Origin of the sequence: Micromonospora sp. NPDC023888, from assembly GCF_040639415.1 — a bacterium.
Classification (GTDB): domain Bacteria; phylum Actinomycetota; class Actinomycetes; order Mycobacteriales; family Micromonosporaceae; genus Micromonospora.
Map to the genome: position 1 here is coordinate 115,960 of NZ_JBEZZW010000019.1, position 23,172 is coordinate 139,131.

Consider the following 23,172-nt stretch of genomic DNA (forward strand, 5'->3'; position numbering starts at 1 on the left):
GCCTGCCAGTGTCGGCGGTGTTTGTCGACGCGGAGGTCGGGAACCGACCCGCGTCAGTCGGCGGACGAAATCGGGGGCGTGGCATGCAGATCGGCTACAAGCTGGCCGCGGAGGGATACGGCCCACAGGAGATCATCCGGCAGGCCGTCCTGGCCGAGCAGGCTGGTTTCGACTTCGTCGAGATGAGCGACCACTTCCACCCCTGGCTGGACGCGCAGGGCCACTCGTCGTTCACCTGGAGCGTGCTCGGCGCCATCGCCGCGAAGACCAGCACCCTGCGTCTGGCCACCGGCGTCACCTGCCCGACCGTCCGCTACCACCCGGCGATCATCGCGCAGGCCGCGGCGACCATGGCACTGGTCTCGGACGGGCGGTTCACCCTCGGCGTGGGGGCCGGCGAACGACTCAACGAGCACGTGGTCGGTCAGGGCTTCCCCAGCGTCCGAGGCCGGCACGAGCGGCTACGCGAGGCGCTGGAGATCATCCGACTGCTCTGGCAGGGCGGCTACCAGTCCTACGAGGGCCGGCACCTGCACCTGGAGGACGCCCGGATCTTCGACCTGCCGGACACCCCACCGGTGATGGCGGTGGCGGCCAGCGGCGAGGCGTCGGCCCGGCTCGCCGCCGAGCTGGGCGACGGACTGTTCGCCACCGAGCCGGACGCCTCGATCGTCGAGCACTACCGGCGGGCCCGCGGCTCCGGCCCCCGCTACGCCGAGGTTCCGCTGGCGTGGGCGAGCGACGAGCAACAGGCGGTGCGGGCCGTGTTGCAGACCAGCCGGTGGATGGTCACCGGTTGGAAGGTGATGAGCGAACTGCCGAACCCGGTCAACTTCGACGCGGCCAGCGCGCACGTGGAGGAGAAGCACATCCGCCAGCTCTTCGCCATCGGCCCCGACCCGGAGCCGCACGTGGACAAGGTCCGGTCGTACGTCGAGGCCGGCTTCGACCACATCGTCCTGCAGAACGCCGGCCCCGACCCGGACGGTTTCCTCGACTTCTTCGCCGGCACCCTCTCCGCCCGGCTGCGCGCCATGTCCTGACGTCGCCGGTGCCGCGACCGCGACCGCCCGGACGACCGCGACGGTCAGGCGGCTCAGGCGACGGCCGCCCGGACGATCGCGATGATCGTCCGGGCGGCCGGATGGGCGTGCGGTTCTGTTCAGCGGAAGCAGCGCGCGACAGGCACCGTGCTGCCCTCGCAGTTGGTCGGCTCGTTCTCGACGACCACGCTCTCGTCGTCGATCTTGACCTGGGCGTGCGCGGCGAAGATGCCACCGGGCTTCACCGTCGACGCGTTGTGGGTGACCCTGCTGGTGTAGAGGGCCACCGAGCCCGCGGAGGCGTAGATGCCACCGCCGCTGGACGTGGCGCCGACCGCCTCGTTGCGGGTCACGTCGCTGCCCCGGACCTGCAGGTTCGCCTTCTCGGCGTAGATGCCGGCGCCGACGCCGTGGGTGGTGTTGCCGTCGACCACGCTGTCATCCAGCGGCGTCAGGCCCTTCACTGTGGAGATGCCGCCGCCGTTGACGGTGGACGTGTTGCCGCGGATGGTCATCTTGCGCATCACCAGCACCGCGTCGGAGTTGGCCGCGCCGCCGCCGACCTGCGCGGTGTTGTTCAGCAACTCGGTGTCGGAGACCTTCGTCCGGGCCGAGAAGCTGGCCAGCCCGCCGCCCTGGCCCGCGCTGTTCTGGGTGAACGAGACGCTCTCCACGTCGGCCGCGCCGCGGTAGTTGCCGAGCCCGCCACCGTAGCCGTTGGCGCTGTTGTGGTGGAACTCCGAACGCTTCAGCGTCAGCACGCCGCCGTTGAGCAGGCCCCCGCCCTTGCCCGCGGCGCCGGAGGCACTGTTACCGACGAAGGTGGAGTCGCTCACCACCATGTTGCCGTCGTTGAAGATGCCACCGCCACCGCCCTCCGGGGACAGCGAGGTGCTCTGCGAGACGGTGACCCGTTCCACCACGGCGGTCGCCCCGTGCACCACGTGCACGCTGCCGCCCTCGATGGCGGAGCGGCCGTTGTGCAGTTCCATGTCGCGCAGGGTCAACTCGCCACCGTCGCGGACGGTGAAGAAGCGGAACGGCGCGGCCTGGGCGTCGCGGGCGATGGTGGCGCCGGCGCCGTCGATCGTGATGGGCTGGTAAATCACCGGCAGGCCGGCGGTGTCGTCGGCCGGGTTGTGCGGCGGCGCGTCGGCGTCACCCGGGGTCTCCGCGGCGTCGGCCGCCTCCCGTGCGTCGCGGATCCCCCCGTCGTACTGGTCGGTCTCGTGGAACGCCTCGGTGAGCAGGTAGCGGCACTTGGGCGCGAGCCGCAGGTCCGCGCCGCCCTCGGCGTTGGCCGTCACCAGCGCCGCCACCAGCTTCGCGGCGTCGCAGGGCACCGACACCACACCGTGCTTGCCGGTGCCCGGGCTGGGTGCGCCGCCCCGTTCCGCCCCGCCCTGGTCGCCGGCACTGCGGGCGTCGTCGTTTCCGGCCGCCGTGCTCAGCCGACCCAGACCGGGGAGGGAGAGGTCGCGGTCGGCCGCCGCGGCCACACCGGCCACGCCGGCCGCTCCGACGACCAGGCTTCCGGCCAGCAAGCCGCTGGCCAAGAACCATCGGGACCGGCGTCTGGGTCGGATCTCGCGGTCTCCTCCTTGGTACGTGGACATCAAAGGTGCCTGCCTTCCTGCCTGCCTGACGTGACCGCGCGCCGATCCGGGCGCGGGGGGCTCGACGTAGCGTCGACCGCCAAACGTCACGATAGGTCCGCAATACGGACAGGAAGGTGTGAACGTGAATAGTGCCCCTATTCATCTTTGAACCCCGCAAACGGGAACCCGGTCACCCGCCCACGTGAATGCCGGGACGACGCAACGGGTCCCGCTCGGTCCGCCGGATGATCTCCCGTACCACGGGTGGGGTGTCACCCCGGCCGAGGATGAGATAGCGCGCCAGGTGCGCGATCGGGCTCCCCTCCGACCACTCGAAGTGCGCGTGCGGCCGCACCCCGGTGGCGTCGCGCAGGGCCAACAGGATCGCGGCGATCGCGTTGGGCGCGGCCGGGCTGCTGGCCCGCAACACCCGGAAGCCACCCACCTCGATCCCGTGCACCCGCAGCACCTGACTGAACTCCGACGGATCCACCACGTCGATCTCCAGGAACAGCACGTCCGCCGCCCCGGGCACCGGATTCATCCCCCGCTGCGCCCGCTCCTTGACCGTGTACTCCTTCACCGACCCGCTCTGCCGCTTGTTCGCGATCAGGTGCAACTGCCCGTCGTGGGCCAGCGACTCGGTGACGAACCGACGGGCCGGCTCGTCGAACTCGATCCGCTCGGCGCGCAGCTCGGTGGTCCGGGTGACCCGGGAGACCAACGAGACCGCGATGATGCCGAGGATGAACAGCGCGGAGATGGTGATCCCGTCCGGCTGCTCGATGACGTTCTCCAGCAACGCGTACAGCAGCACCAGGGTCAGCGCTGTGAAACCGATGGCGGCGGCGCGCCGGTGGTGGCGGGCCGCGGAGATCGTCACCGCCACCGCGCCGGAGACCATCATCGCCAGGATGCCCGTCGCGTACGCACCGGCCTGTGCGTTGACGTCGGCCCGGAAGGCGATCGTGATGGCGACACTGACGACGGTGTAGACGATCACCACCGGACGCACCGCCCGCGCCCACTCCGGCGCCATGCCGTACGAGGGCAGGTAGCGCGGCACGATGTTGATCAGCCCGGCCATCGCCGAGGCGCCGGCGAACCACAGGATGAGCACGCTGCTCACGTCGTAGACCGTGCCGAACGCCTCGCCCAGGTGGGCGTGCGCCAGGAACGCCAGAGCCCGCCCGTTGGCCGCCCCGCCGGGCCGGAACTCCTCGGCCGGAATGAGCGCCGTGGTCACGAAGGTCGTCGAGACGAGGTACACCGACATGATCAGCGCGGCGGTGGTGAGCAGCCGGCGCGTGTTGCGGATCCGGGCGGCGAGCCGGGCCTGCCTGTCCGCCCCGTCGGCCCGCACCAGCGGCATCATGCTCACCCCGGTCTCGAAACCGGACAACCCCAGCACCAGCAACGGGAACGCCAGCACTGCCGTGAGCAGCACGTGGCCCGGTCCGCCGCCGCTCGTGGTCACCGCGGCGGTCCAGTCCGACACGATGCCCGGGTCGTCGACGATCCGGGCCACCGCGACCACGACGATCACCGCGTTGAGCGCCAGGAAGACGGCGACCAGCGGGATGGCCACCACCACCGCCTCGCGGAAGCCGAGCAGGAACACCCCGCCGAGGATGAGCAGCAGCACCACGGTGACCACGACCGGGACGGCCCGGCCGTGCAGCGCGTCGGGCAGGTACGGGTTCTCCAGCAGGTGCACGGTGGCGTCCGCCGAGGAGAGGGTGATCGTGATGATCCAGGAGGTGGCCACGAAACCGAGCAGCACGAGTACGAAGATCTTGCCCCGCCAGAACGGCAGCAGGTGCTCCAGCATCGCCACCGACCCCTGCCCGTGCGGGCTCTCCTGGGCCACCCGCCGGTACATCGGCAACATGCCGGACAGGGTGAGCACGACGATCAGCAGGGTCGCCAGCGGGGACAGCGCACCGGCCGCCACCGCCGCGATGCCCGGCAGGTACGACAGCGTGGAGAAATAGTCGACTCCGGTCAGGCACATCACCTGCCACCAGGCGTGCCGGCGGTTCTGTCCCTCGCCCGCCTCCGGGCCGGGCGGCTGCACCTGGTGCTGGAAGAGCCACCGGCGCAGTGGACTGGTCGGCGGCGCCGACCGCGCCGCCGTCGCCACCCGTTCGGGCACCACGACACCCGGCCGGCCACCCCGGTGCGGGCGGGCCGGGTCGCGGGCCGCCCGCAGCGCCGGGTCCGGTCCCGTCGGTGTGTGGCGGCGTCCGCTCCAACGTCGTGGTTTCGCCCGGTGCTCGTCACCCATCGCCAGTCCCACCCTCACAGGTCCTGATCCGACGGTAGGCGGTGGCGCGGGACCCGACCGGCGGAACCGGGCAGGTGGGTGGCCAGCTCAGGACAGGTCCGGCACGGCGAGCAGGCGGGCCAGCGCGGGCGGGTCGGCGATGGTCACGGTGGCCGCCGGGTGTCGTGGCCGCCCGCCCGGCACCACCGCCGGCACCGCCGTGGCGAAGCGCAGGCAGATCCCGCCGGCCGTGCTGCTGCCGAAGCTCGCGCCCGCGTCGGCGAGCGACACGTGTGGCCCGATCACCCGCCACCAGCGGTACGGGCCGCTCAGCTCGACGGCTGTCACGTTCTCCCGGTCGGTCCGTAGCCGCCACGGCCCGTACCGGATCACCAGATCCCGGTCGGTGACGGCCACCCAGGCCGTCGCCGGTCGGACCCCCAGCAGCGCCAACACCGGGCGGAACAGCGGATCGAAGCGGAACGCGAACCGCGTCGCGGCACCGGTCATCGCGCACCGGGCCGAACGGTGGGTCGCGGCACCGGGCCACCCGGCCGCAGGGGGCCGGGCCGCGCGGGCCGGGGGCGGGCGGCGGGCCGACGCCGGGCCAGGACGGTCATGGCGCGGGCGTACCCGGTACGAGCCCGCCGACACCCCCGACGTCCGCCGCCGTCGGGACGAACCCGACGCCCCCTCCCCCACCGCCGGCCGGCACCCCCCGAGCCGGCCGACGGTGGTGGCAGACGGTCGGCACCCCCCGGAGCCGACCGGCTGCATCCCCCGGGTCGACCGGATGCCGGCCGGCCACCCGGGGTGGGCGGATCTGGTGGGACGCGCTCCCGCGCTCCGCCGCCCCCCACGGGGCGGAGCGCGGGAGCCCCCCGTCCCGGCTACTGCAGGAACGCTCCCAGGGGCGACAGCAGTAGCCGGCCGAGCGCCGCGGCGTTGTCGTCCAACCGTGTGCGCTCACACTCGCGGGCGTCCGGGTCGTGCCGGCACCGCCAGATCTTCTGCGCGTTGCGCCAGGCGACATCGCGGGTGTACTCGACCAGTTCCCCCTGGTACCAGTCGTCGATGTCGCCGTTGAGCATGTCGATGAGGAGCTGCCAGCGTTCCAGATAACCCCGACGCAGTCCGGGGATCTTGTCCGCGAAGATCTTGTTGATCTCCAGGTAGTCGTGGTGCTGGTCACTGCCGTCGACCGGCTCCGACTCCAGGTGGTCGAACGTGGTCACCAGCGCGAAGGGCAGGTCGAAGTTGATGTGCGCGTTGACCCCGGCCGCCGCCGACGGCAACGGGCGGGCGTCCGGCCCACGCATCCGCTCGAAGAGACACGACCAGGCCTTCGGCGTGCCCGGACTGGAGTCGGTCCAGAGCCGCATCGCGTCGAAATACCGCGCCGCGAACTCCACGTCGAGCCGGGAGAGAAAGGCCGGGTCGACGAAACGGTCGTCGTACAACCCGTCCAACACGCTGCTGGTGATGGTCAGGTAGAGCTTGTTGAAGTCAGCGAGGGGGCAACTGGCCTCCAACGGTGGCAACCGCACCAGCATGTCCTGAAGCTTGGTGAGGTGGTCGACCACGGCCGGCACGTCCGCGGGATGGTCGGCGAGCAGGTCGACGATGTCCCGGTGTACGGGCCCCCAGACCGGTTCGGTCATCACTCCTCCATAGTGGTCGGCGGCATCCCCCGTGCCGTCGTCGACGCGGCCCAGCCTTTCAGCCGACCCCCACCCGCCAAATCAGTAGAACGACGTATCCCGGCGCGCACACGCGGTACGTACGTCAGCTCCGGACGTTGCGCAACTGGATGGCACTGGCCTGGACGCGGGTACGGACCTGCAGCTTGTCGAAGATGTGCGACACGTGCACCCCGATGGTCCGCTCGCTGATGAACAGCCGCTGCCCGATCTCCTTGTTGGTGAGCCCCTCCGCGACGAGCGCGAGCACCTCCCGCTCCCGTGCGGTGAGCGTCGCCAACTCGTCGTCGGACGCCTCGGCCGGCGCGCTGCGCGTACCGCTGAGCGTCTCGCGCTCCTCAAGCGACACCCGGGCCCGCCCGGCCAGCGCGCGGATCTCCGAGGTCAGCGGCACCGCACCCAACCCCTGCGCCACCCGGTACGCCTCCCGCAACAGCTTGCCGGCGGTGGCCAGCCGGCTGCGGCGGGCCAGCAGCGCCTCGGCCTGCCGCAGCCGCGAGTACGCCGCCGGGTAGGGGTGGTGGCGTCGATCCCACTCGGCGACCGACGCCGCCCACAGCTCCGGGTCGCTGCTGTCGAGGCGGCTCACCTCGGCGGCGCACAGTGCCAGGAACGCCTCCACCACCGACCGCACCGGACGGGCCGCGCCGACGCTCTTGCGGGCCACCCGGTCCACCACGTCGCGCAGCCGGCGTACCACCGTCGGGTCCACGGCCATGGTGCGGCTGACGTGCGCCTCAGCCTCGGCCCGCAGGCCGTGCCAGACCAGCGCGGACAGGATCGTCACGTCGTCGGAACGGCTCTCGGTGAGGCCACGTTGCACCGCCAACCGCGCCACGTCGTGCCGCCCCTCCCACATGGCCAGCCCGGCGCGCAGGGTGAGCAGCGGGATGACGTGCCGCGCCCCGCCACCGGCGAGCAGGGTCGCCACCGCGTCGAGGTCGCGGCTGGCGGCGTCGATGTCGCCGTAGCCCACCGAGAGCCGGCACCGGGCCAGCAGCAGCTCGACGGCGTCCGCACCGGACGGTCGGTGCCGCAGCGCGGCGGCGACCACCTTCTCCGCCTCGGCCCACTGGCCGACCCGGAACAGCCCGTTGATGGCGACGGCCAGCAGCCGGGTCTCCCAGGTGCGGCCCAGCCCCAGCTCGGCGACCCGCTCGGCGCCCCGCCGGGCCACCACCACACCCTCCTCGAGGATGTTCAGCGGCCCGGTCAACAGCTCCGCCAGGTGCAGGTACGCGCAGGCCACATCCTCGGGTTGGCCGGCGCGCTCGGCGGTGTCGAGGGCGTCGCGCATCACCGCGAGCCCCGCGTCCGGGTCCTCCAGGTAGGCGCCGCTGAAGCCCAGCGCCGAGCTGGCCAGCACCACCTCGGTGGCGGAGCCCTCCACGTCGGCGGCCAACGCCAACGCCTCCCGGGCGCGCTGGCCGGCGTCGGCGTAGCGGCCCAGATGCAGGAGCAGCTCGGCGAGGCGGGCGGCGGCCGTGGCCCGGTCGCGCGGGGAACAGTCGGCCGCCGTCAGCGCCCGCTGGTATTCCTCCTCGGCCAGCGCCGAGCGGCCGGCGGCGGCCAGGTAGCGGGCCCGGCGGATGTGCAGCGCGCAGCTCGGCTCGCCACCGCGCAGCGCGGCCATCTCCTCCAGCAGTGCCAACGCGCGGGCGTGCTCCCCACAGTGGTGGGCCGCCTCGGCGGCGTTCTCGAGCAGTTCGACCCGGTCCACCGCCAGCGGGCCCGGATCGGCGGCCAGCGGGTTCGGGTCGGCAGCCAGTTGCAACGCCGCCGACCAGTGCCGGTGCGCCTCGGCGTAACCGTGCAGCCGCTCGGCCTCCTGCGCCGCCGCCACCGCCGCCGGCAACGCGCGCGCCGGCTCACCGGCCAACCGCCAGTGGTGCGCGAGCCGGGCCTGGTGCAGCTCACCCGGCGCGGCGGTCAGCGCCTCGGCGTAGCGGCGGTGCAGCCCGGAACGCTCGGCCGGCAGCAACTCGTGCGCGAGCACCTCGGCGACGAGGCGGTGCCGCAGCCGGTAACCGTCGTCGGCGCCGACCAGCAGCCGGTGGGCCACCGCCGCGCGGGCCGCGTCGATCAGCTCGTCCTCGGGCAACCGCAGCACCTGGGCCAGCAGCCAGTGCTGTACCGGCTCGACACCGGCGGCGACCGCGTGCACCACCGCGTGCGCGTGCTGGGGCAGCGCGTCGACCCGGTCGAGGAAGATCTCCCGCAGCGTCTCGGACAGGCCGTCGCGGCCGTCGCGGAGGTCGCGGGCCAACTCCTCGATGACGAACGGGTTGCCGCCGCTGCGCTGCCAGACCTGCTCGGCCGCATCGGCGGACAGCGTCCGGCCAACCACGGCGGCGGCCAGCTTCTCGGTGTCGGCCCGGTCCAGTGGCGCCAGGTCGAGCACCCGCACCGTCCGCAGCCGACGCAACTCGGTGAGCACCCGGCGCAGCGGGTGCGCGCCCTGCAACGACTCGGCGCGTACCGCCGCCAGCACGGAGAGCTGAAGGTCGCCGAGCCCGGCCAACAGGTAGAGCAACAACTGTCTGGTGCTCCGGTCGACCCACTGCAGGTCGTCGAGGATCAACACCAGTGGTCTGCCCTCGGCGATCAGGTGCAGCCCGCGGCTGACCCGCTCCAGCAACGCGCCCGCGCCGTCCGGGCCGGCGGTCTCGTCGGCGAACATCTGCAAGAGCCCACGCACCGCGGAGGAAGTGCGTGCGTGCGAGGTGGACAGATCGGCGTCGAATCGGCGCAGCGCCTGCAACAGCGGGTGCAGCGGGGAGGCGTCGCCGATGTCCAGGCAGCTGCCGGTGAGCACCACGGCGCCCTGCTCACGCAGCCGGTCGCCGACCTCACCCAGCAGCCGGGTCTTGCCCACACCGCTCTCACCGGTCAGGAAGACGGCGGCCGTCTGCCCGTGCGCGGCGTCACCGAGCAACGCGGACCGAACCGTCTGCACCAGCTCGGTCCGGCCCACGAGCGGTGCGGTGTCCACATCGCTGGCCATGGCACGCAGCCTAATCACAGGTCCCCGAACCGTTCTACGGCCATCTGCCGCTTGTGGTACTCCTCGCGTCGACTTTGCGACTAAAGGTTGCAGGTGGCCGACATACGTCGTTCTGCAGATCCCCCGTCAGCCCAGGAATGCCAATCTCCGGAGGTCACCAGGCATCAGCGGGGAGAAGGGTTGGTGCGAAGCCATGACCACCACCACCAGCAGCATCATCGTCGGCGACGCGCGGCGGCCCGTGACCCCGCACTGGCCGGTGCCGGAGGAGAGACGCACCGTGACGGTGCTCTTCGCCGACATCGTCGGCTCCACGGCGTTGGTGAACCGACTCGACCCGGAGGACGTCCGCGCGTTGCAGCGGGTCTACTTCGACACGGTCGCCGGCGTGCTGCACCGGTGGCAGGGAGTGGTGGAGAAGTACGTCGGCGACGCGGTGATGGCCCTCTTCGGCGCTCGGCACTCCGACGGGTTCGACGCGTACCGGGCGGTGCGTGCCGGACTCGAGATCCAGGCCGCGCTCGACTGCCGACCGATGGTCGGGGACATCCGACTCCGGGTGCGCGTCGGTGTCGCCACCGGCGAGGTCGTGGTCGACCTCGGCGGCGCGGTCAGCGGCGGGCACGGCGTGGCCAGCGGCGCGGTGATCACCGCAGCGGCCCGCCTCCAGGAGTACGCGCCACCGGGCGCCGTCGCGCTCTGCGCGGCCACCGCGCGGGCCACCGCTGGCCTGATCACCCAGCGTCGGCTACCGCCGGTGCCGGTCGCCGGCCGGGTGCCGCCGGTGCCGGTCTGGCACGCCGTCGGTCCGGTGCGTCCCGGCGTCGACCGACACGACGGCCCGCTCATCGGTCGCCGCCGCGAGCTGGCCACCATCCGCGACCAGCTGACCGAGGCCATCCGGGAGCAGAACCCGTGCTGGATCTCCCTGGTCGGGCCCACCGGCAGCGGCCGCAGCCGGTTGCTGCACGAGCTGACCCGGGGGCTGACCACGGTGGACGGCGCACCCGTGCGCTGGTGTGTGACGGCCTGCCAGCCGTACCCCGATCAGGTCCTGGAGCCGGTCGCCGAGCTGCTCCGCGGTCTCGCCGGGGTGCGTCGCGGCGACGGCCCGGCGGCGGTCCACGACCGGCTCGTCGCCGCACTGACCGCCCTGTTCCCGCCGGCCCGGGTCGCCACGGCGGTCCCGGCGCTCCAGCGACTGCTGACCAACCCGGACGGATCGGCCGCGGCGATGGCCGGCGCGGCGATCTGCCGGGAGGTCCTGCTGCGCCTGGCCGCCCGGGGGCCGCTGATCGTCGCCGTGGACGACGTGGACCGCGCCGCGCCCACGGTGAGCGGGTTCCTGCACGCGCTGTTCAACGCGGCGACGGCCCGGCGGCTACCCCTGGCCGTGGTCACCCTGCACCAACCGCAGTGGGCCGACACCCGGCCCGGCTCGGCCCGCCGGGTGGCGATCCGACCGCTGGCCACGGTGCAGTCCGGGCGGCTGCTGCGCCACCTGCTGACCCGGGCCGGCCAGCCGGTGGCCCTGGTGGACCGGCTGCTGCCACTGGTGGGCGGCCGGCCCGGGCACGCGGCGGCGTACGTCGCGTCGATCGTGTCCGGGGCCGACCCGGCGGCGCTCCCGCTGCCCGAGCCGGTACGCCGAGCCGTCGGCGCCGAGCTGGACCACCTCGACGGTGAGCGGCGAGCGGTCCTGATGGCCGCCGGCGTGCTGGGCGGCGTGATCTCCGCCGCGGCGGTCGACCGGGCGCTCGGCTGGACGCCCGGCCGGTCCGCTCCGGCACTACGCCGCCTGGTCGCCGCCGGACTGCTGCTCCCCCACCACGCCGGCGGGTACGCGTTCGCCGCGCCCGCGCTGCGCCAGGTCGCCGCCGAGCGGCTGCCCCGCGCGCTGCGGGCCGTCTTCGCCCGCCGGGCCACCGACGCCCCACGCCAGGTCACCGCCCGCCCCGACGCCCTCCGGCCAGATCGCGCCGCCGCGAACTCCGCTGGTGCGGTCGGCAGCGGCTCGACCACCCGGTCCGCCGAGATCGTGCGCCTCGACGCCGTCCGCTCCCGGGTCGGCCGCGACACCCCGCTCGTGGCGCTGGCCCCCGCGCCGGGATCCGGCCCGCCGCGCCTGTCCGCCCCGACGATGGCGACCCCGCCGGCCGCGCCGCCGCGGGGAACCAACCGGGCGCCGGTCGCCAACCGGCTCCGACCCGTCGCGCCGGTCGGTGACGTACCGCCGACCTCGCCCGCGACGGTTTCGGCGGCGCGGGCCAACACGGGCGGTCACTGGCCCTCGGACGTCGACCGCATTCCGGTGACGATCCGCGCGGTGCCCGCCGTGGCGGGGTCGGCGAGACCCGGCACCGGTGTCGGTGGGCTGCCCGATCGGGTACGCGCCGTACCCGTCCCACCGTTGATCCGTCAGCCGGACGGCCTGGCGGACTCGGCCTGAGGGTCCATCGCGCGGCAGATCGAGTCGGGTGTGTACGGGCAGCCCGGCCGAGGCGGGTACGTCACGACGAAGGACTGACCCCGGACGGCCGCCCGCCGAACTGCCAGTTGTGCACCTCGACGTCGGCGTACCGGTCGATGGTCAGGATGGAGCGCGCCGCGTCCGGGGTCGGCGCCCGGACCAGCGCGGCGGTGCCGAGCCACGTGCCGCCGTCGTCGGACAGCAGCGGCCCGTACGCGATCAGCTCGTCCGGGTCGGGTGGCACGGGCAGGTCGACGGCCTGCCCCGCGCCGAGGCCAAGCACCAGGTAGCGGTTGCCGCCGGTCCGACCACCGGGGAAGTCCCACATGGTGCGGCCCAGCGTGTTGCGCCATCGGCGTAGCAGCACATCCCGGTACACGCCGGCCTGGTAGTTGGGCTCTTCGAAGGCGAACGTCCGTGCGGCGGCCGGATCGGGCACGTCGACGATGTGCACGCTGCCGGTGGCAGTGTCGCCGGACAGGGTTGGGCCGCGGGCGATCAACTCCTCCGCGTACCGATCCATGTAGGACCAGTGGTCGGCCAACAACTCGTCGCGCAACGTTGCCGAGCCGGGCCGGTCGCGGTGGTAGCACAGGAACTCCATGCCACGCATTCTCGACGTGGCGCCGGACCTCCGGGCGGCCGGGTGTCGCCCCGCCGCTTACGGCACGGACGCCGAGGCCAGCAGCGCAGCGGTCGGCAGGACGAGCAGGCCGTCCGCGTCGCGGTAGGCGGCGGTCAGCTCGTCGTACGCGGCACGGATCCGGGTGATCACGTGCGGCGGCTGGGCCTCCATCAGCAGACCGGGCTTGCTGATGCCGTTCGCCGGACCGCTCCACCAGGCCTCGGGATGGGTGCGATGCGCCCACGTGATCGTGTCGCAGCCCGCGTCGGCCAGCCCGGCGGCGTCGAGCAGGCCCGCGAACCCCTCGGGGGTACGCGGGAAGTCCCGCTGCGCGTCCACCGTCGGTACGGAGGTCGGACGGTCGACCCCGGCGGCGTCGAAGACCGTCCCCCACAGCCGCTGCGCCTCCGGCGGCGGGTCGGGCCAGATCGTCACCGCGATCCGACCGGCCGGCCGGACGACGCGGCGCAGTTCGCTGATCGCGGCCAGCGGATCGCCGACATGATTGATCACGAAGTTCGCCACTGCCGCGTCGAAGTGCCCGGCGGGAAACGGCAGGTGGGGCAGGGCCGCGAGGCGGACCTCGGCGGCGGGCGGGAGGCGGCTGCGTACCAGCTCGACCATGCTCGGCTCGGCGTCGACGGCCACGACGGTGGCGCCCCGAGCGACGGCCAGCCCGGCCACGGTCCCGGAGCCGGTGCCGGCATCGAGCACCCGCAGGCCCGCGGCGACGTGGGCGGCGTCCAGCAACGATGGTGCGGGATGGGCGCAGAGCGCGGCGAAACTGCTGTCGAACGCCGCCGCGCGCCCGGCCCAGCGCGACCGTTCGTGCTCGTCGAAGGCTGTCGTCGTCACCGCCACACCCCGCTCAACGATCTTGATGGTGGCCCCACGGTATCGAACGAGAGGTGTCCGGGGCTGCCCCGCGCACCGGCGCGACGCCGCCCGTACCCGCGGTGAGCTGGGTGTCCGTTGTCCACGGCAGCGGATGAGCCGCCGACGAGGGTGACTAGGATTGGCCCGGTCATGCTGCTACGGGTGCTCGGGCCGCTTGAGGTCGAGGTCGACACAGGCGGACCGGTCGACCTCGGCGGCCCCCGCCAACGTGCCGTGCTCGCGCTGCTGCTGGCAGCCCGGGGTGAGGTCGTCTCCGTCGGTCGGATGATCGAGGATCTGTGGCGGGGTGAGGCCCCACCGCGGGCGATCGCCTCCGTCCAGGCGTACGTCTCGCACCTGCGCCGCCTGTTGGAGCCGTCCCGGGAGCGCCGCACTCCCGCGCGGGTCCTGGTCACCGCGCCGCCCGGCTACGCGATCCGGGTGCCCAGCGGGGCCGTCGACGCCGGTCGGTTCGAGACGCTGCTCGTCGAGGCCCGCGCGATCAGCTCCGCCGATCCGGGTCGGGCGCGTCTGCTGCTGAGCAGCGGGCTCGACCTGTGGCGTGGTCGGGCGTACGCCGAGTTCGCCGGGGAGCCCTGGGCGCAGGCCGAGGTGCTGCGGCTGGAGGAGCTGCGCCTCGGCGCCCGGGAGTTGCTGCTCGACGCGATCGTGCGGTGCGGCGACGCGGCCGAGGCGGTGTCGGAGGCGGAGGTGCTGACCCGGCAGGCCCCGCTGCGGGAGGAGAGTTGGCGGCTGCTGGCGTTGGCGTTGTGGCGTGCCGGTCGGCAGGGCGACGCGCTCGCCGCGCTGCGTCGGGCACGGGCGACCTTCGTGGCCGAGCTCGGCCTGGATCCGGGCCCGGCGTTGGTCGAGGTGGAGTCGGCGATCCTGGGCCAGCGTCTCGACCTGCTCCCACCGGTGGCCGCGACCGCGGCACGCGTCGACGTCGGGCAACCGGTGACGGCGGAGGTGTTCGTCGGGCGGGAGGCCGAGCTGGCCGCCCTCGGGCGGGCCGCCGACGAGGCGGTGGCAGGCGGACCACGGGTGGCGCTGGTCAGCGGCGAGGCCGGCGCGGGCAAGACGAGTGTGCTCGCCCGCTTCCGGGAGGCGCTCGCCGCCCGCGACTGGCTGGTCGCCGTCGGCCGCTGCCCCGAGGTCGAGGGCGCCCCGCCGGCCTGGGCCTGGGTCGAGGCGCTGCGGCAGCTCGCCGAGCAGGCGCCGCCGGGTGATCTCGTACCGGCGCTCACCCCGCTGCTGGGCGGGAGCGCCGGCGAACCCGGGGGCGACGTCACCGCCGGACGGTTCCGGCTGCATCACGCCGTCGCCGCCTGGTTGGACGCGGCCGCGGCCCGCCGACCGGTCGCCGTGGTCCTCGACGACCTGCACGCCGCCGACGCCGAGACGCTGCTCCTGCTGAACAGCGTCATCGAGTTGACCACCGGGGCCGTACTGTTCGTCGCGGCGTTACGCCCCGCCGACAACCGCGAGCGGCTCGCCGACACGATGGCCGTCCTGGCCCGTCGCTCCCCCCACCGGATCCGGTTGGGTGGCCTGACGACTGCCGAGATCGAGACGCTGCTCGGGGCGCTCGCCCAGCGACCCGTCGACGCGGAGACGGTCGCCGCGCTCACCGAGCGGACCGGCGGCAACCCGTTCTACGTCCGGGAGTCGGCGCGGCTACTCGCCGCCGAGGGCACGCTCGTCGCCACCAGCGAGGTGCCCGACGGGGTACGCGACGTGCTGCGCCGACGACTGTCCCGCCTGCCGTCGTCGGCGGTCTCGGTGCTGCGCCTCGCCGCCACGCTCGGCCGGGAGGCGGACGTGCCGACACTCGTCGACGCCGCCGACACCGACGAGACGTCCACCCTCGAAGCGTTGGAGGCCGGACTGGCCGCCGGGCTGCTCACCGAACCGGCACCGGGGCGGGTGCGCTTCGTGCACGGGCTGGTCCGCGACACCATCTACACGGACCTGCCCCAGTTGCGCCGCACCCGCCTGCACGCCCGGATCGCCGCCGCCACCCGCCGGCTGGCACCCGACGACTATCCGGCCCTGGCCCACCACTACGCCCGTGCGGCGTCGGCCGACACCGCGCCGCTCGCCGTCGACTACGCCATCCGCGCCGCCGAGCTGGCCGAGCGGCGGTACGCGTACGACGCGGCGATCGAGGTGCTCGGCAACGCCGTCGACGCCGCCGGTTCGGTCACCGGGGATCGTGACGCGCTGCGGGTCGACCTGCTCGGCCGGCTGTTACGCGCCCAGGCTCGGGCCGGTGCGGTGGCCGCCGCCCGGCAGACCCGCGCCCGGGCCGTCGACGTCGCCGTCGCGTCCGGCCGCGACGACCTGCTCGTCGCGGCGTTCACCGCGTGGACCGTCCCCACGCCGTGGCTGACGCACGCGTACGGCGTCGTGGACCATCGGGTCGTCGAACTACTCACCCGGCTGTTGCGGGCCGACGACCTGGACCCGGTCGTCCGCTGCCGGCTGCTCGACGCCCTGGCCACCGAGTTGGACGGCGAGTCGGACCCCCGGGGCGTGTCCGCCGGGCGGGAGGCGCTGGCGATCGCCCGGCGGCTGGGCGACCCGGAGCTGCGCGCCCTGGGGTTGGCCGCGCGGGTCCGGACCATGAGCTACGAGCGGGAGGCGCCGCACCGCCGGGAGTTGGCCCTGGAGCTGCGCGACCTCGCCGACGAGCACGGGCTGGTGATCTACCGGTGGGTCGCCGAGCAGGTGCTCGCCCACTGCGCCGCCGCGCTCACCGAACCGGCCGAGGTCCGCGCCGCGCTCGCCCGGCAGGGGTGGCTGGCCGAGACGTACCAGCTCAACGAGGGACAGGTGATCTACCTGTGCGGGCGGGGCGCCCTCGCGCACATCGCCGGCGACTTCGTCGCCGCGCGCCGGCACTACGACGAGGTGGCCGTGCAGATGCGGCGACAGGGTTCGCTGCACGCCGAGGCGTTCCACTACTTCTCGGTGGGGACCCTGCTGATCAGCCAGGGACGCTTCGGCGAGCATCTGGAGGCGACCCGCCGGGTGCGGAGGTCGTTGGGGCCGATCGTGGACGACCTGCTGGCACTGGCGCTCATCGAGAGCGGACGGGTGGACGAGGCGCGGGCCATGCCCATCGGGCGGCACACCTACCGCCCGGACTACTTCGAGTCGGCGCTGCTGAGCGTGCGCGGGATGGTCATCGTGGCCCTGGGCCGGCGGGACCTGGCCCAGCCCGTGATCGACGCCCTGCTCCCGGTCCGCGACCAGTTGGCCGGTTTCTCCACCACCGCGGCCGTGGTGCGGCCGGTGGCGCTGACGCTCGGGGAGCTGTTCCGGCTGCTGGGCCGCACCGAGGAGGCGGCCCGGCACTTCACGCTGGCGGCCGGGGTGGCCCGTCGGTGGGAATCGCCGCACTGGCTGGCCGAGGCGACTGCCGCGTTGACTGCCTGACCCCCCGATCAGTGCCTTCCAAGCCGATTCCAAGTGCCACCGAGCATGATCAACAGATCTGTGTCAGTTGATTTCCTCGGAAAGGTCACCGTGAACCAGAACCACCGCGAAGCCATGGCCGATGTCCGCGACATGTACATGGCGCACACCGTCTTCCGTCGCGAGTTCAGCCTGCTGCCGCAGCTCGTCCGCGACGTCAGGCCGGGCGACGTCAGCCGCGCGGAGGTCGTCGGCGCCCACGCCGAGATGCTCTGTCACACCCTGCACCTGCACCACGAGGGCGAGGACCTGCTGCTGTGGCCTCGACTGCTGGAGCGCGGCGGCGAGAAGGCCGCCGCCATCGTCCCCACCATGGAGGCGCAACACCACGCCATCGAGGACGCCCACGCGGCGGTGGTCGCCCTGCTCCCGGCGTGGCGGCGTACCGGGCGCGGTGGTGACCAGCTCGCCGACGCCCTCGAGCACCTCCGCGCCGCGCTGATCGAGCACATGGCCATGGAGGAGAGCGAGATCCTGCCACTTGCCGAACGGCACGTCACCGCCGCGGAGTGGATGGAACTCGGCGAGCACGGGATGGCCAGGACCCCGAAGAAGCGGCTGCCGCTGGCCTTCGGCCTGGTCATGTACGAGGGCGACCCCGAGGTGATCAAGGCGGTGCTGGCACACGCCCCGCTGCCGGCCCGCCTGCTCATGCCGATCATCGCGCCGCGCCTCTTCGCCGCCCACGCCAGGCGGGTGCACGGCACCGCGACTCCCCCGCGCATCGGCGCCAGCACGCGCTGAGCGAGGCCGGCCACCGACGAGGCCGCGGGGGCGACGGCTCGACCGACCAGGCGCGGTTGTGCCCGGCACGTCCGGCGGGGGCACCGGGCGTGCCACGGTCGGCTGCGCCGTCGAGGGGGGCGGCGCAGCCGAAGGGGGCTGCGCCGTCGGGGGGCGGCGCAGTCGCGCGACCCGCAGGCAACGGCCAGGGGTCGTCGTTGCCGACGGGATCGCGGCTGTGCCGTCCGCCGGGCTCGCCGCCGCGGCGTCGGCGCACGCGTCAGGCGAACGCCGCCGGGCGGTCAGCAGGCGGCCAGGAAGGCCAGCACCCGTGGCCAGGTCGCCGCGGTGGCGTCCGGGGAATGCTCGGCCAGGTCCGGGTCGGTGAACAGGTGCCCCGCACCGGGATAGCGGAAGACGGTCAGGTCGGCACCGGCGTCGGTGAGCGCCTGCTGCCACTCGTCGACCTCGTCCGGCGCGTCGTACGGGTCGGGGTCGGCGAGGTGCAGCTGCACCGGCAACCCGGGCCGGACCGCGTCCGGCGCGCCACCGGTGCCGTGCAGCAGGAGCAGACCGGCGGCGTCGGGGCGCTCGGCCAGCAGCGCCCCGGCCACGCCGGCGCCCATCGAGAGGCCGGCGAGCACCGTCTCCGGTGGCAGGTCGCGCAGCGCGGCCCGGGCCCGGTCGAGCACCACCTCCTGGCCGATCTTGTCGAGCAGCGCGAAGCCCTCCTCGACGGTGTCGGTGGCCGGCACCCCGTACAGGTCGGGGGTGCTGACCTGGTGCCCGGCGGCGCGCAGCCGGTCGGCGGTCGCGCGCACGGCGGGCCGCAGCCCGTACACGGAGTGGAACAGCACGACGTGTCGCATCACGTCATCCTGCCGCAGCCGAGGGTCCGTCCGGTGTGGGCACGCGGGGCGGACGTCAGACCAACGCCGCCAGCCGCGCGACCAGGTCGGCCGGTGGCGGCATCGCGGCGATCTCCCGGCTGACCTGCGCGGCGGCGGTACGCAGGCGGTCGTCGGTGAGCAGTTGGGTCAGCGCCCGCGCGGTGATGTCCCGGGGGCGCAGCGCCAGGCCGACGCCCCGGCGGGCCAGCAGTTCCGCGTTGTGCCGCCGGTCCCCCGGACCCGTCGTGGCGAGCTGCGGCAGACCGGCGGTGAGGGCGCCGAAGGCACTGCCCGCCCCGCCGTGATGCACCAGCGCCGCGCTCGCCGGCAATGCCACGTCGAGCGGGATCCAGTCGACCACCCGCACGTTGCCGGGCAACGAACGGGTCGACCGCTCGTCGGGCCGGACCAGCACGATCTCGGCGTCCACCTCGGCGGCGGCGGCCACCACGGCGGGCATCGGACCCCGGTCGCCGGGGCCGGTCAACGTGCTGCGGGTGACCAGGATCCGGGGTCGGTCACCCGGTTCGCGCAGCCAGGCCGGTAGCTCGCCGCCGCCGACATAGGAGTCGTAGCGCATCGGCCAACCATCCTGGTGCGCCACGCTGGGCGGGGCCACGGCGAGGGCAGCCGCCGGCGGCGGCAGCTCGGTCAGGCCGTGCCGCCGCAGCGCGGCACCGAGTCGGGCGCTGGTCGTGCGGACCAGTTCCCGACCGTCGAAGAGGGAGTTCTCCTGGCGTACGGCCGGCACCCCCAGCCGGGCGGCGGCGACCGCGCCGGCGACCGCGAACGGCTCGTGGAGCACCAGATCCGGCCGCCACTCGGTGGCCAGCGTGACGACCGGGTCGGTGAGCCGGTCGTTGAGCGCGCCGAAGAGCAGGCCCGCGCCCCGGGTGCCGGCGGTGCCCGCCAACTCGGCCCGCGCGACCAGCGGGTGTCGGGGGAAGACCCGCAGCGCGATCCGGCCGAAGTCGAAGCCCGGTGCGATGTCGTGCACCGGCAGACCGGCGTCGGCGGCGGCCAGGCCACCCCCGCCGGTGGCCAGCAGCACGTCGTGGCCAGCGTCGCGCAACGCGACGGCGAGCGGCACCAACGGAAAGACGTGCCCGACCAGCGGGGCCGAGACCACCAGGACGCGCATGGACCGGATCCTATGTCGAGTACGCCGGTGGCGGAGCCCCGCCGACGGGCTGCGGCGCTGGTGCGTGCCGGGCCGCTCGGGCAGCGATCAGCCGGCCGGTCGCCTGTCGACGATGCGGCGCATCTTGCCCACCGACCGCTCCACCGCGTCCGGGGCGAGCACGTCGACCGCCACGCTCACGCCGATGGTGTTCTTCACCAGCTCCACAAGCGTCGCGCCGGCCCGCTCGGCGGCGTCCAGGGCCACGCCGACCCGCCGCTCCACCCGTACCGTGAGGGTGTCCAACCGGCCCTGCCGATCGAGTACGCACTGGAAGTGCGGCGACAACTGCGGGGTACGCAGGATCAACTCCTCGATCTGGGTCGGGAAGACGTTCACCCCGCGCACGATCATCATGTCGTCCGTCCGACCGGTGATCTTCTCGATCCTGCGCATCGGCCGGGCGGTGCCGGGCAGCAGTCGGGTCAGGTCCCGGGTGCGGTAGCGCACCACCGGCATCGCCTCCTTGGTCAGCGAGGTCAACACCAGCTCACCCCGCTCACCGTCGGGCAGCACCGCCCCGGTCACCGGGTCGATGATCTCCGGGTAGAAATGGTCCTCCCAGACGTGCAGCCCGTCCTTGGTCTCGACGCACTCGGTGGCCACGCCGGGGCCCATCACCTCGGAGAGCCCGTAGATGTCGACGGCGTGGATGTCCAACCGCTGCTCCATCTCCCGGCGCATGTCCTCGGTCCACGGCTCCGCCCCGAAGATGCCCACCCGCAGCGAGGTGGCGCGCGGGTCGACGCCCTGGCGCTGCATCTCGTCCGCGATGGCGAGCATGTAGCTGGGGGTGACCATGATGACCTCGGGTTCGAAGTCGCGGATCAGCATGACCTGACGTTCGGTCATGCCGCCGGAGACCGGGATGACGGTGCAGCCCAGTTCCTCGGCGCCGTAGTGCGCGCCCAGGCCGCCGGTGAAGAGCCCGTAGCCGTACGCGACGTGCACCCGGTCGCCGGGACGGCCGCCGGAGGCGCGGATCGACCGGGCCATCAGGCGTGCCCAGGTACGCACGTCGGCAAGGGTGTAGCCGACCACTGTCGGGCGGCCGGTGGTGCCGGAGGAGGCGTGCAGACGGGCGACCCGCTCCCGGGGCACGGCGAACATGCCGAACGGGTAGTTGTCCCGCAGCTCCGCCTTGCCGGTGAACGGGAAGCGGGCCAGGTCGTCGAGGTCGCGGCAGTCGTCGGGATGCACCCCGGCCGCGTCGAACGCCCGACGGTAGTGCGGCACGTTGTCGTACGCGTGCCGCAGCGACCAGCGCAGTCGTTCGCGTTGCAGGGCACGCAGCTCGTCGACGCCGGCGCGTTCGATCGGCTCCAGCTCCTCGGGACGAGGGGTGCGGTCCTGCATCGCGTGTCTCCCTTGGCGCGGCGGTCCCGGTGCGGGCTGCGGGTACGGTACGCCGGCCGTCGCCCCGGCTGGTGGCGCGGTCAGCGGCCGGCCGGCAGCCGGTGCAGGGCGTCGACAAGCGGGGCCAGCTCCGGGGTGGCCTCGGCCTGGGTGAGCGCCGCGGTGAGCACCCGGTCGTGGGTGGGGCGGGCCTGGGCGAGCAGCTCGGAGCCGGCCGGGGTCAGCTCGGTGTAGATACCCCGCCGGTCGTCGGCGCAGAGGATGCGGGTGAGCAGGCCCCGCTGCTCCAGTCGGGTGACCAGGCGGGTGGTGGCGCTGCCGGAGAGCGCGGCGGCGCGGGCGAGCTGGCTCATCCGCATGTGCCAGCCGTCCTGCCGGGAGAGCGCGTCGAGCACCGTGTATTCGACGACGGACAGGTGGTGGTCGGCCTGCAACGCCCGTTCCAGGGACGTCTCGATCAGCCCGTGCAGGGCCGCGAGGGTGCGCCAGCCCTGCGCGCGGATCTCGACCGCGTCGTCGGCGATGCCCATGCCGGCCCTCCTCGGGTGTGATCTCGACGGCCCCAGGCTACCACGCTTGCGCCTATATAAAGCGTGTGCAAGTATTTCGTTGCTGGCGCGTGTAGTTGCACGCGCCGCATATCTGCCCCCTCCCCGATGGGAAGACCATGTCCGTACGCCACACGTCCCCGCCGCCCGGCCTGATCGCGCTGGCGATCGGCGCCTTCGGCATCGGGCTCACCGAGTTCGTGATCATGGGACTGCTGCCCGAGGTGGCCGCCGACTTCACGGTCACCGAACCGGTCGCCGGCTGGCTGATCTCCGGCTACGCGCTGAGCGTGGCCGTCGGCGGGGTGGCCCTCACCGCGGCGGTCACCCGACTGCCACGCAAACCGGTGCTCCTGGGCCTGATGGTGCTCTTCATCATCGGCAACCTGCTCTCCGCGGTCGCCGGCGACTACGCCGTGATGATGGCCGGTCGGATCGTCGCGGCGCTCTGCCACGGCGCGTTCTTCGGCATCGGCGCCGTGGTCGCCGCCGGCCTGGTGGCACCGGCCCGCCGGGCGGGCGCCATCGCCATGATGTTCGCCGGCCTGACCATCGCGAACGTGCTCGGCGTGCCCTTCGGCACCTTCCTCGGGCAGCACTTCGGCTGGCGGTCGACGTTCTGGGCGATCACCGCCATCGGGGTGGTCGCGCTGATCGGGCTGGCCCTGCTCATCCCCGCCGGCGACACCGCGAACGCCGACCGGCCGGCCGGTGGGCTGCGCGGTGAGTTGCGGGCCTTCACCCACTCGCAGGTCTGGCTGTCGCTGGTCATCACGGTCCTGGGCTTCGGCGGCATGTTCGGCGCGTTCACCTACATCGCGTACACGCTCACCGAGGTCAGCGGCTTCGCCACCAGCACCGTGCCGTGGCTGCTCGTCCTCTTCGGCGTGGGGCTCTTCGCCGGCAACCTGCTCGGCGGCCGGGCCGCGGACAGGTCGCTGTCGCGCACCCTGGTCACCGTCCTGGCGGTGCTCACCGTGGTGCTCGTCGGGTTCGCGCTCACCGCGTCGAGCCCGGCGCTGACCGTCGTCTCGCTGCTGCTGATGGGCGGGTTCGGGTTCGCCACCGTACCGCCGTTGCAGATGCGGATCATGCACTACGCCAACCAGGCGCCGACCCTGGCGTCCGGGGCGAACATCGCGGCGTTCAACCTCGGCAACGCGCTGGGCGCCTGGATCGGCGGGGTCACCATCGCCGCCGGGCTCGGCTACACCTCGCCGATCTGGGCCGGCGCGGCGCTCACCCTGGCCGGCCTGGGTGTCCTGCTGGCAGCACTGCGGCTGGCCCGCCGCCGGGAGCCGGCGAAGGCCGACGCCGCCCTGGTGGACACGGCGGCCGACGCCGATCGACAGCAGGTACAGGATCGGTTCGACGAGCGCGTTGAGCAGCGGCGTGACCGACCGACGGTAGATC

Annotated in this window: 16 protein-coding genes; 5 read left to right on the top strand and 11 right to left on the bottom strand. The window is 73.6% G+C overall.

What is annotated here, in order from left to right:
* The first annotated feature begins 83 nt into the window (after window positions 1–83).
* A complete protein-coding gene (locus AB0F61_RS19025) occupies window positions 84–1,043 on the top strand; it encodes a TIGR03557 family F420-dependent LLM class oxidoreductase (RefSeq protein WP_357811250.1) in 960 nt (319 codons plus the stop codon).
* A 119-nt stretch (window positions 1,044–1,162) separates the two neighbouring features.
* Here the strand turns inward: AB0F61_RS19025 and AB0F61_RS19030 are convergent, their stop codons facing one another.
* The 5 genes from AB0F61_RS19030 to AB0F61_RS19050 form a co-directional block, all read right to left on the bottom strand.
* The gene (locus AB0F61_RS19030; protein WP_357811253.1) at window positions 1,163–2,659 is read right to left on the bottom strand and encodes a hypothetical protein; all 1,497 of its coding nucleotides are present in this window, start codon (window positions 2,657–2,659) and stop codon (window positions 1,163–1,165) included.
* A 172-nt stretch (window positions 2,660–2,831) separates the two neighbouring features.
* On the bottom strand, window positions 2,832–4,928 hold the full coding sequence (locus tag AB0F61_RS19035; RefSeq protein ID WP_357811256.1) for an amino acid transporter: 2,097 nt from the start codon (window positions 4,926–4,928) through the stop codon (window positions 2,832–2,834).
* An 87-nt stretch (window positions 4,929–5,015) separates the two neighbouring features.
* The gene (locus AB0F61_RS19040) at window positions 5,016–5,417 is read right to left on the bottom strand and encodes a hypothetical protein (RefSeq protein ID WP_357811259.1); all 402 of its coding nucleotides are present in this window, start codon (window positions 5,415–5,417) and stop codon (window positions 5,016–5,018) included.
* A gap of 380 nt (window positions 5,418–5,797) precedes the next feature.
* Window positions 5,798–6,568: a DUF5995 family protein gene (locus AB0F61_RS19045; RefSeq protein WP_357811262.1), complete on the bottom strand. Its 771-nt coding sequence runs from the start codon at window positions 6,566–6,568 to the stop codon at window positions 5,798–5,800.
* A gap of 124 nt (window positions 6,569–6,692) precedes the next feature.
* A complete protein-coding gene (locus tag AB0F61_RS19050; protein ID WP_357811265.1) occupies window positions 6,693–9,611 on the bottom strand; it encodes an AAA family ATPase in 2,919 nt (972 codons plus the stop codon).
* Between the two features lie 193 nt (window positions 9,612–9,804).
* Between AB0F61_RS19050 and AB0F61_RS19055 the strand changes: the two genes are divergently transcribed.
* Entirely contained in the window at window positions 9,805–12,060 is a 2,256-nt protein-coding gene (locus AB0F61_RS19055; RefSeq protein WP_357811268.1) for an adenylate/guanylate cyclase domain-containing protein, read from the top strand.
* A gap of 61 nt (window positions 12,061–12,121) precedes the next feature.
* On the opposite strand, the gene AB0F61_RS19060 is transcribed toward AB0F61_RS19055, so the two are convergent.
* Both AB0F61_RS19060 and AB0F61_RS19065 read right to left on the bottom strand, forming a co-directional pair.
* Entirely contained in the window at window positions 12,122–12,685 is a 564-nt protein-coding gene (locus AB0F61_RS19060) for a YciI family protein (protein ID WP_357811271.1), read from the bottom strand.
* Window positions 12,686–12,742: 57 nt separating this feature from the next.
* Window positions 12,743–13,561 (bottom strand): class I SAM-dependent methyltransferase, encoded by an 819-nt coding sequence (locus tag AB0F61_RS19065; RefSeq protein WP_357811274.1) that lies wholly within the window; start codon window positions 13,559–13,561, stop codon window positions 12,743–12,745.
* A 171-nt stretch (window positions 13,562–13,732) separates the two neighbouring features.
* Here AB0F61_RS19065 and AB0F61_RS19070 point away from each other — a divergent pair, with 171 nt between their 5' ends.
* Together AB0F61_RS19070 and AB0F61_RS19075 are read left to right on the top strand one after the other, a co-directional pair.
* Entirely contained in the window at window positions 13,733–17,023 is a 3,291-nt protein-coding gene (locus AB0F61_RS19070) for a BTAD domain-containing putative transcriptional regulator (protein ID WP_357811277.1), read from the top strand.
* A 60-nt stretch (window positions 17,024–17,083) separates the two neighbouring features.
* Window positions 17,084–17,806 (top strand): hemerythrin domain-containing protein, encoded by a 723-nt coding sequence (locus tag AB0F61_RS19075; protein ID WP_357811281.1) that lies wholly within the window; start codon window positions 17,084–17,086, stop codon window positions 17,804–17,806.
* Between the two features lie 281 nt (window positions 17,807–18,087).
* On the opposite strand, the gene AB0F61_RS19080 is transcribed toward AB0F61_RS19075, so the two are convergent.
* The 4 genes from AB0F61_RS19080 to AB0F61_RS19095 all read right to left on the bottom strand — a co-directional run bounded on the left by AB0F61_RS19080 (window position 18,088) and on the right by AB0F61_RS19095 (window position 21,741).
* Window positions 18,088–18,654, bottom strand: coding sequence for a dienelactone hydrolase family protein (locus tag AB0F61_RS19080; protein WP_357811284.1), 567 nt, complete (start codon window positions 18,652–18,654; stop codon window positions 18,088–18,090).
* A 55-nt stretch (window positions 18,655–18,709) separates the two neighbouring features.
* Window positions 18,710–19,816, bottom strand: coding sequence for a nucleotide disphospho-sugar-binding domain-containing protein (locus tag AB0F61_RS19085; protein ID WP_357811287.1), 1,107 nt, complete (start codon window positions 19,814–19,816; stop codon window positions 18,710–18,712).
* An 87-nt stretch (window positions 19,817–19,903) separates the two neighbouring features.
* The gene (gene paaK / locus AB0F61_RS19090) at window positions 19,904–21,211 is read right to left on the bottom strand and encodes a phenylacetate--CoA ligase PaaK (RefSeq protein WP_357811290.1); all 1,308 of its coding nucleotides are present in this window, start codon (window positions 21,209–21,211) and stop codon (window positions 19,904–19,906) included.
* An 80-nt stretch (window positions 21,212–21,291) separates the two neighbouring features.
* On the bottom strand, window positions 21,292–21,741 hold the full coding sequence (locus AB0F61_RS19095) for a MarR family transcriptional regulator (protein WP_357811294.1): 450 nt from the start codon (window positions 21,739–21,741) through the stop codon (window positions 21,292–21,294).
* Between the two features lie 137 nt (window positions 21,742–21,878).
* Here AB0F61_RS19095 and AB0F61_RS19100 point away from each other — a divergent pair.
* On the top strand, window positions 21,879–23,172 hold a 1,294-nt coding region (locus tag AB0F61_RS19100), incomplete at its 3' end, for an MFS transporter (protein ID WP_357811297.1).

Excerpts from the sequence above, each read along its gene's own strand:
- AB0F61_RS19035 (WP_357811256.1), bottom strand. The coding sequence starts at position 4,928 with ATGGGTGACGAGCACCGGGCGAAACCACGACGTTGGAGCGGACGCCGC.
- AB0F61_RS19095 (WP_357811294.1), bottom strand. The coding sequence starts at position 21,741 with ATGGGCATCGCCGACGACGCGGTCGAGATCCGCGCGCAGGGCTGGCGC.
- AB0F61_RS19040 (WP_357811259.1), bottom strand. The coding sequence starts at position 5,417 with ATGACCGGTGCCGCGACGCGGTTCGCGTTCCGCTTCGATCCGCTGTTC.
- AB0F61_RS19045 (WP_357811262.1), bottom strand. The coding sequence starts at position 6,568 with ATGACCGAACCGGTCTGGGGGCCCGTACACCGGGACATCGTCGACCTG.
- AB0F61_RS19085 (WP_357811287.1), bottom strand. The coding sequence starts at position 19,816 with ATGCGCGTCCTGGTGGTCTCGGCCCCGCTGGTCGGGCACGTCTTTCCG.
- AB0F61_RS19025 (WP_357811250.1), top strand. The coding sequence starts at position 84 with ATGCAGATCGGCTACAAGCTGGCCGCGGAGGGATACGGCCCACAGGAG.
- AB0F61_RS19030 (WP_357811253.1), bottom strand. The coding sequence starts at position 2,659 with ATGTCCACGTACCAAGGAGGAGACCGCGAGATCCGACCCAGACGCCGG.
- paaK (WP_357811290.1), bottom strand. The coding sequence starts at position 21,211 with ATGCAGGACCGCACCCCTCGTCCCGAGGAGCTGGAGCCGATCGAACGC.
- AB0F61_RS19055 (WP_357811268.1), top strand. The coding sequence starts at position 9,805 with ATGACCACCACCACCAGCAGCATCATCGTCGGCGACGCGCGGCGGCCC.
- AB0F61_RS19050 (WP_357811265.1), bottom strand. The coding sequence starts at position 9,611 with ATGGCCAGCGATGTGGACACCGCACCGCTCGTGGGCCGGACCGAGCTG.
- AB0F61_RS19080 (WP_357811284.1), bottom strand. The coding sequence starts at position 18,654 with ATGCGACACGTCGTGCTGTTCCACTCCGTGTACGGGCTGCGGCCCGCC.
- AB0F61_RS19060 (WP_357811271.1), bottom strand. The coding sequence starts at position 12,685 with ATGGAGTTCCTGTGCTACCACCGCGACCGGCCCGGCTCGGCAACGTTG.
- AB0F61_RS19070 (WP_357811277.1), top strand. The coding sequence starts at position 13,733 with ATGCTGCTACGGGTGCTCGGGCCGCTTGAGGTCGAGGTCGACACAGGC.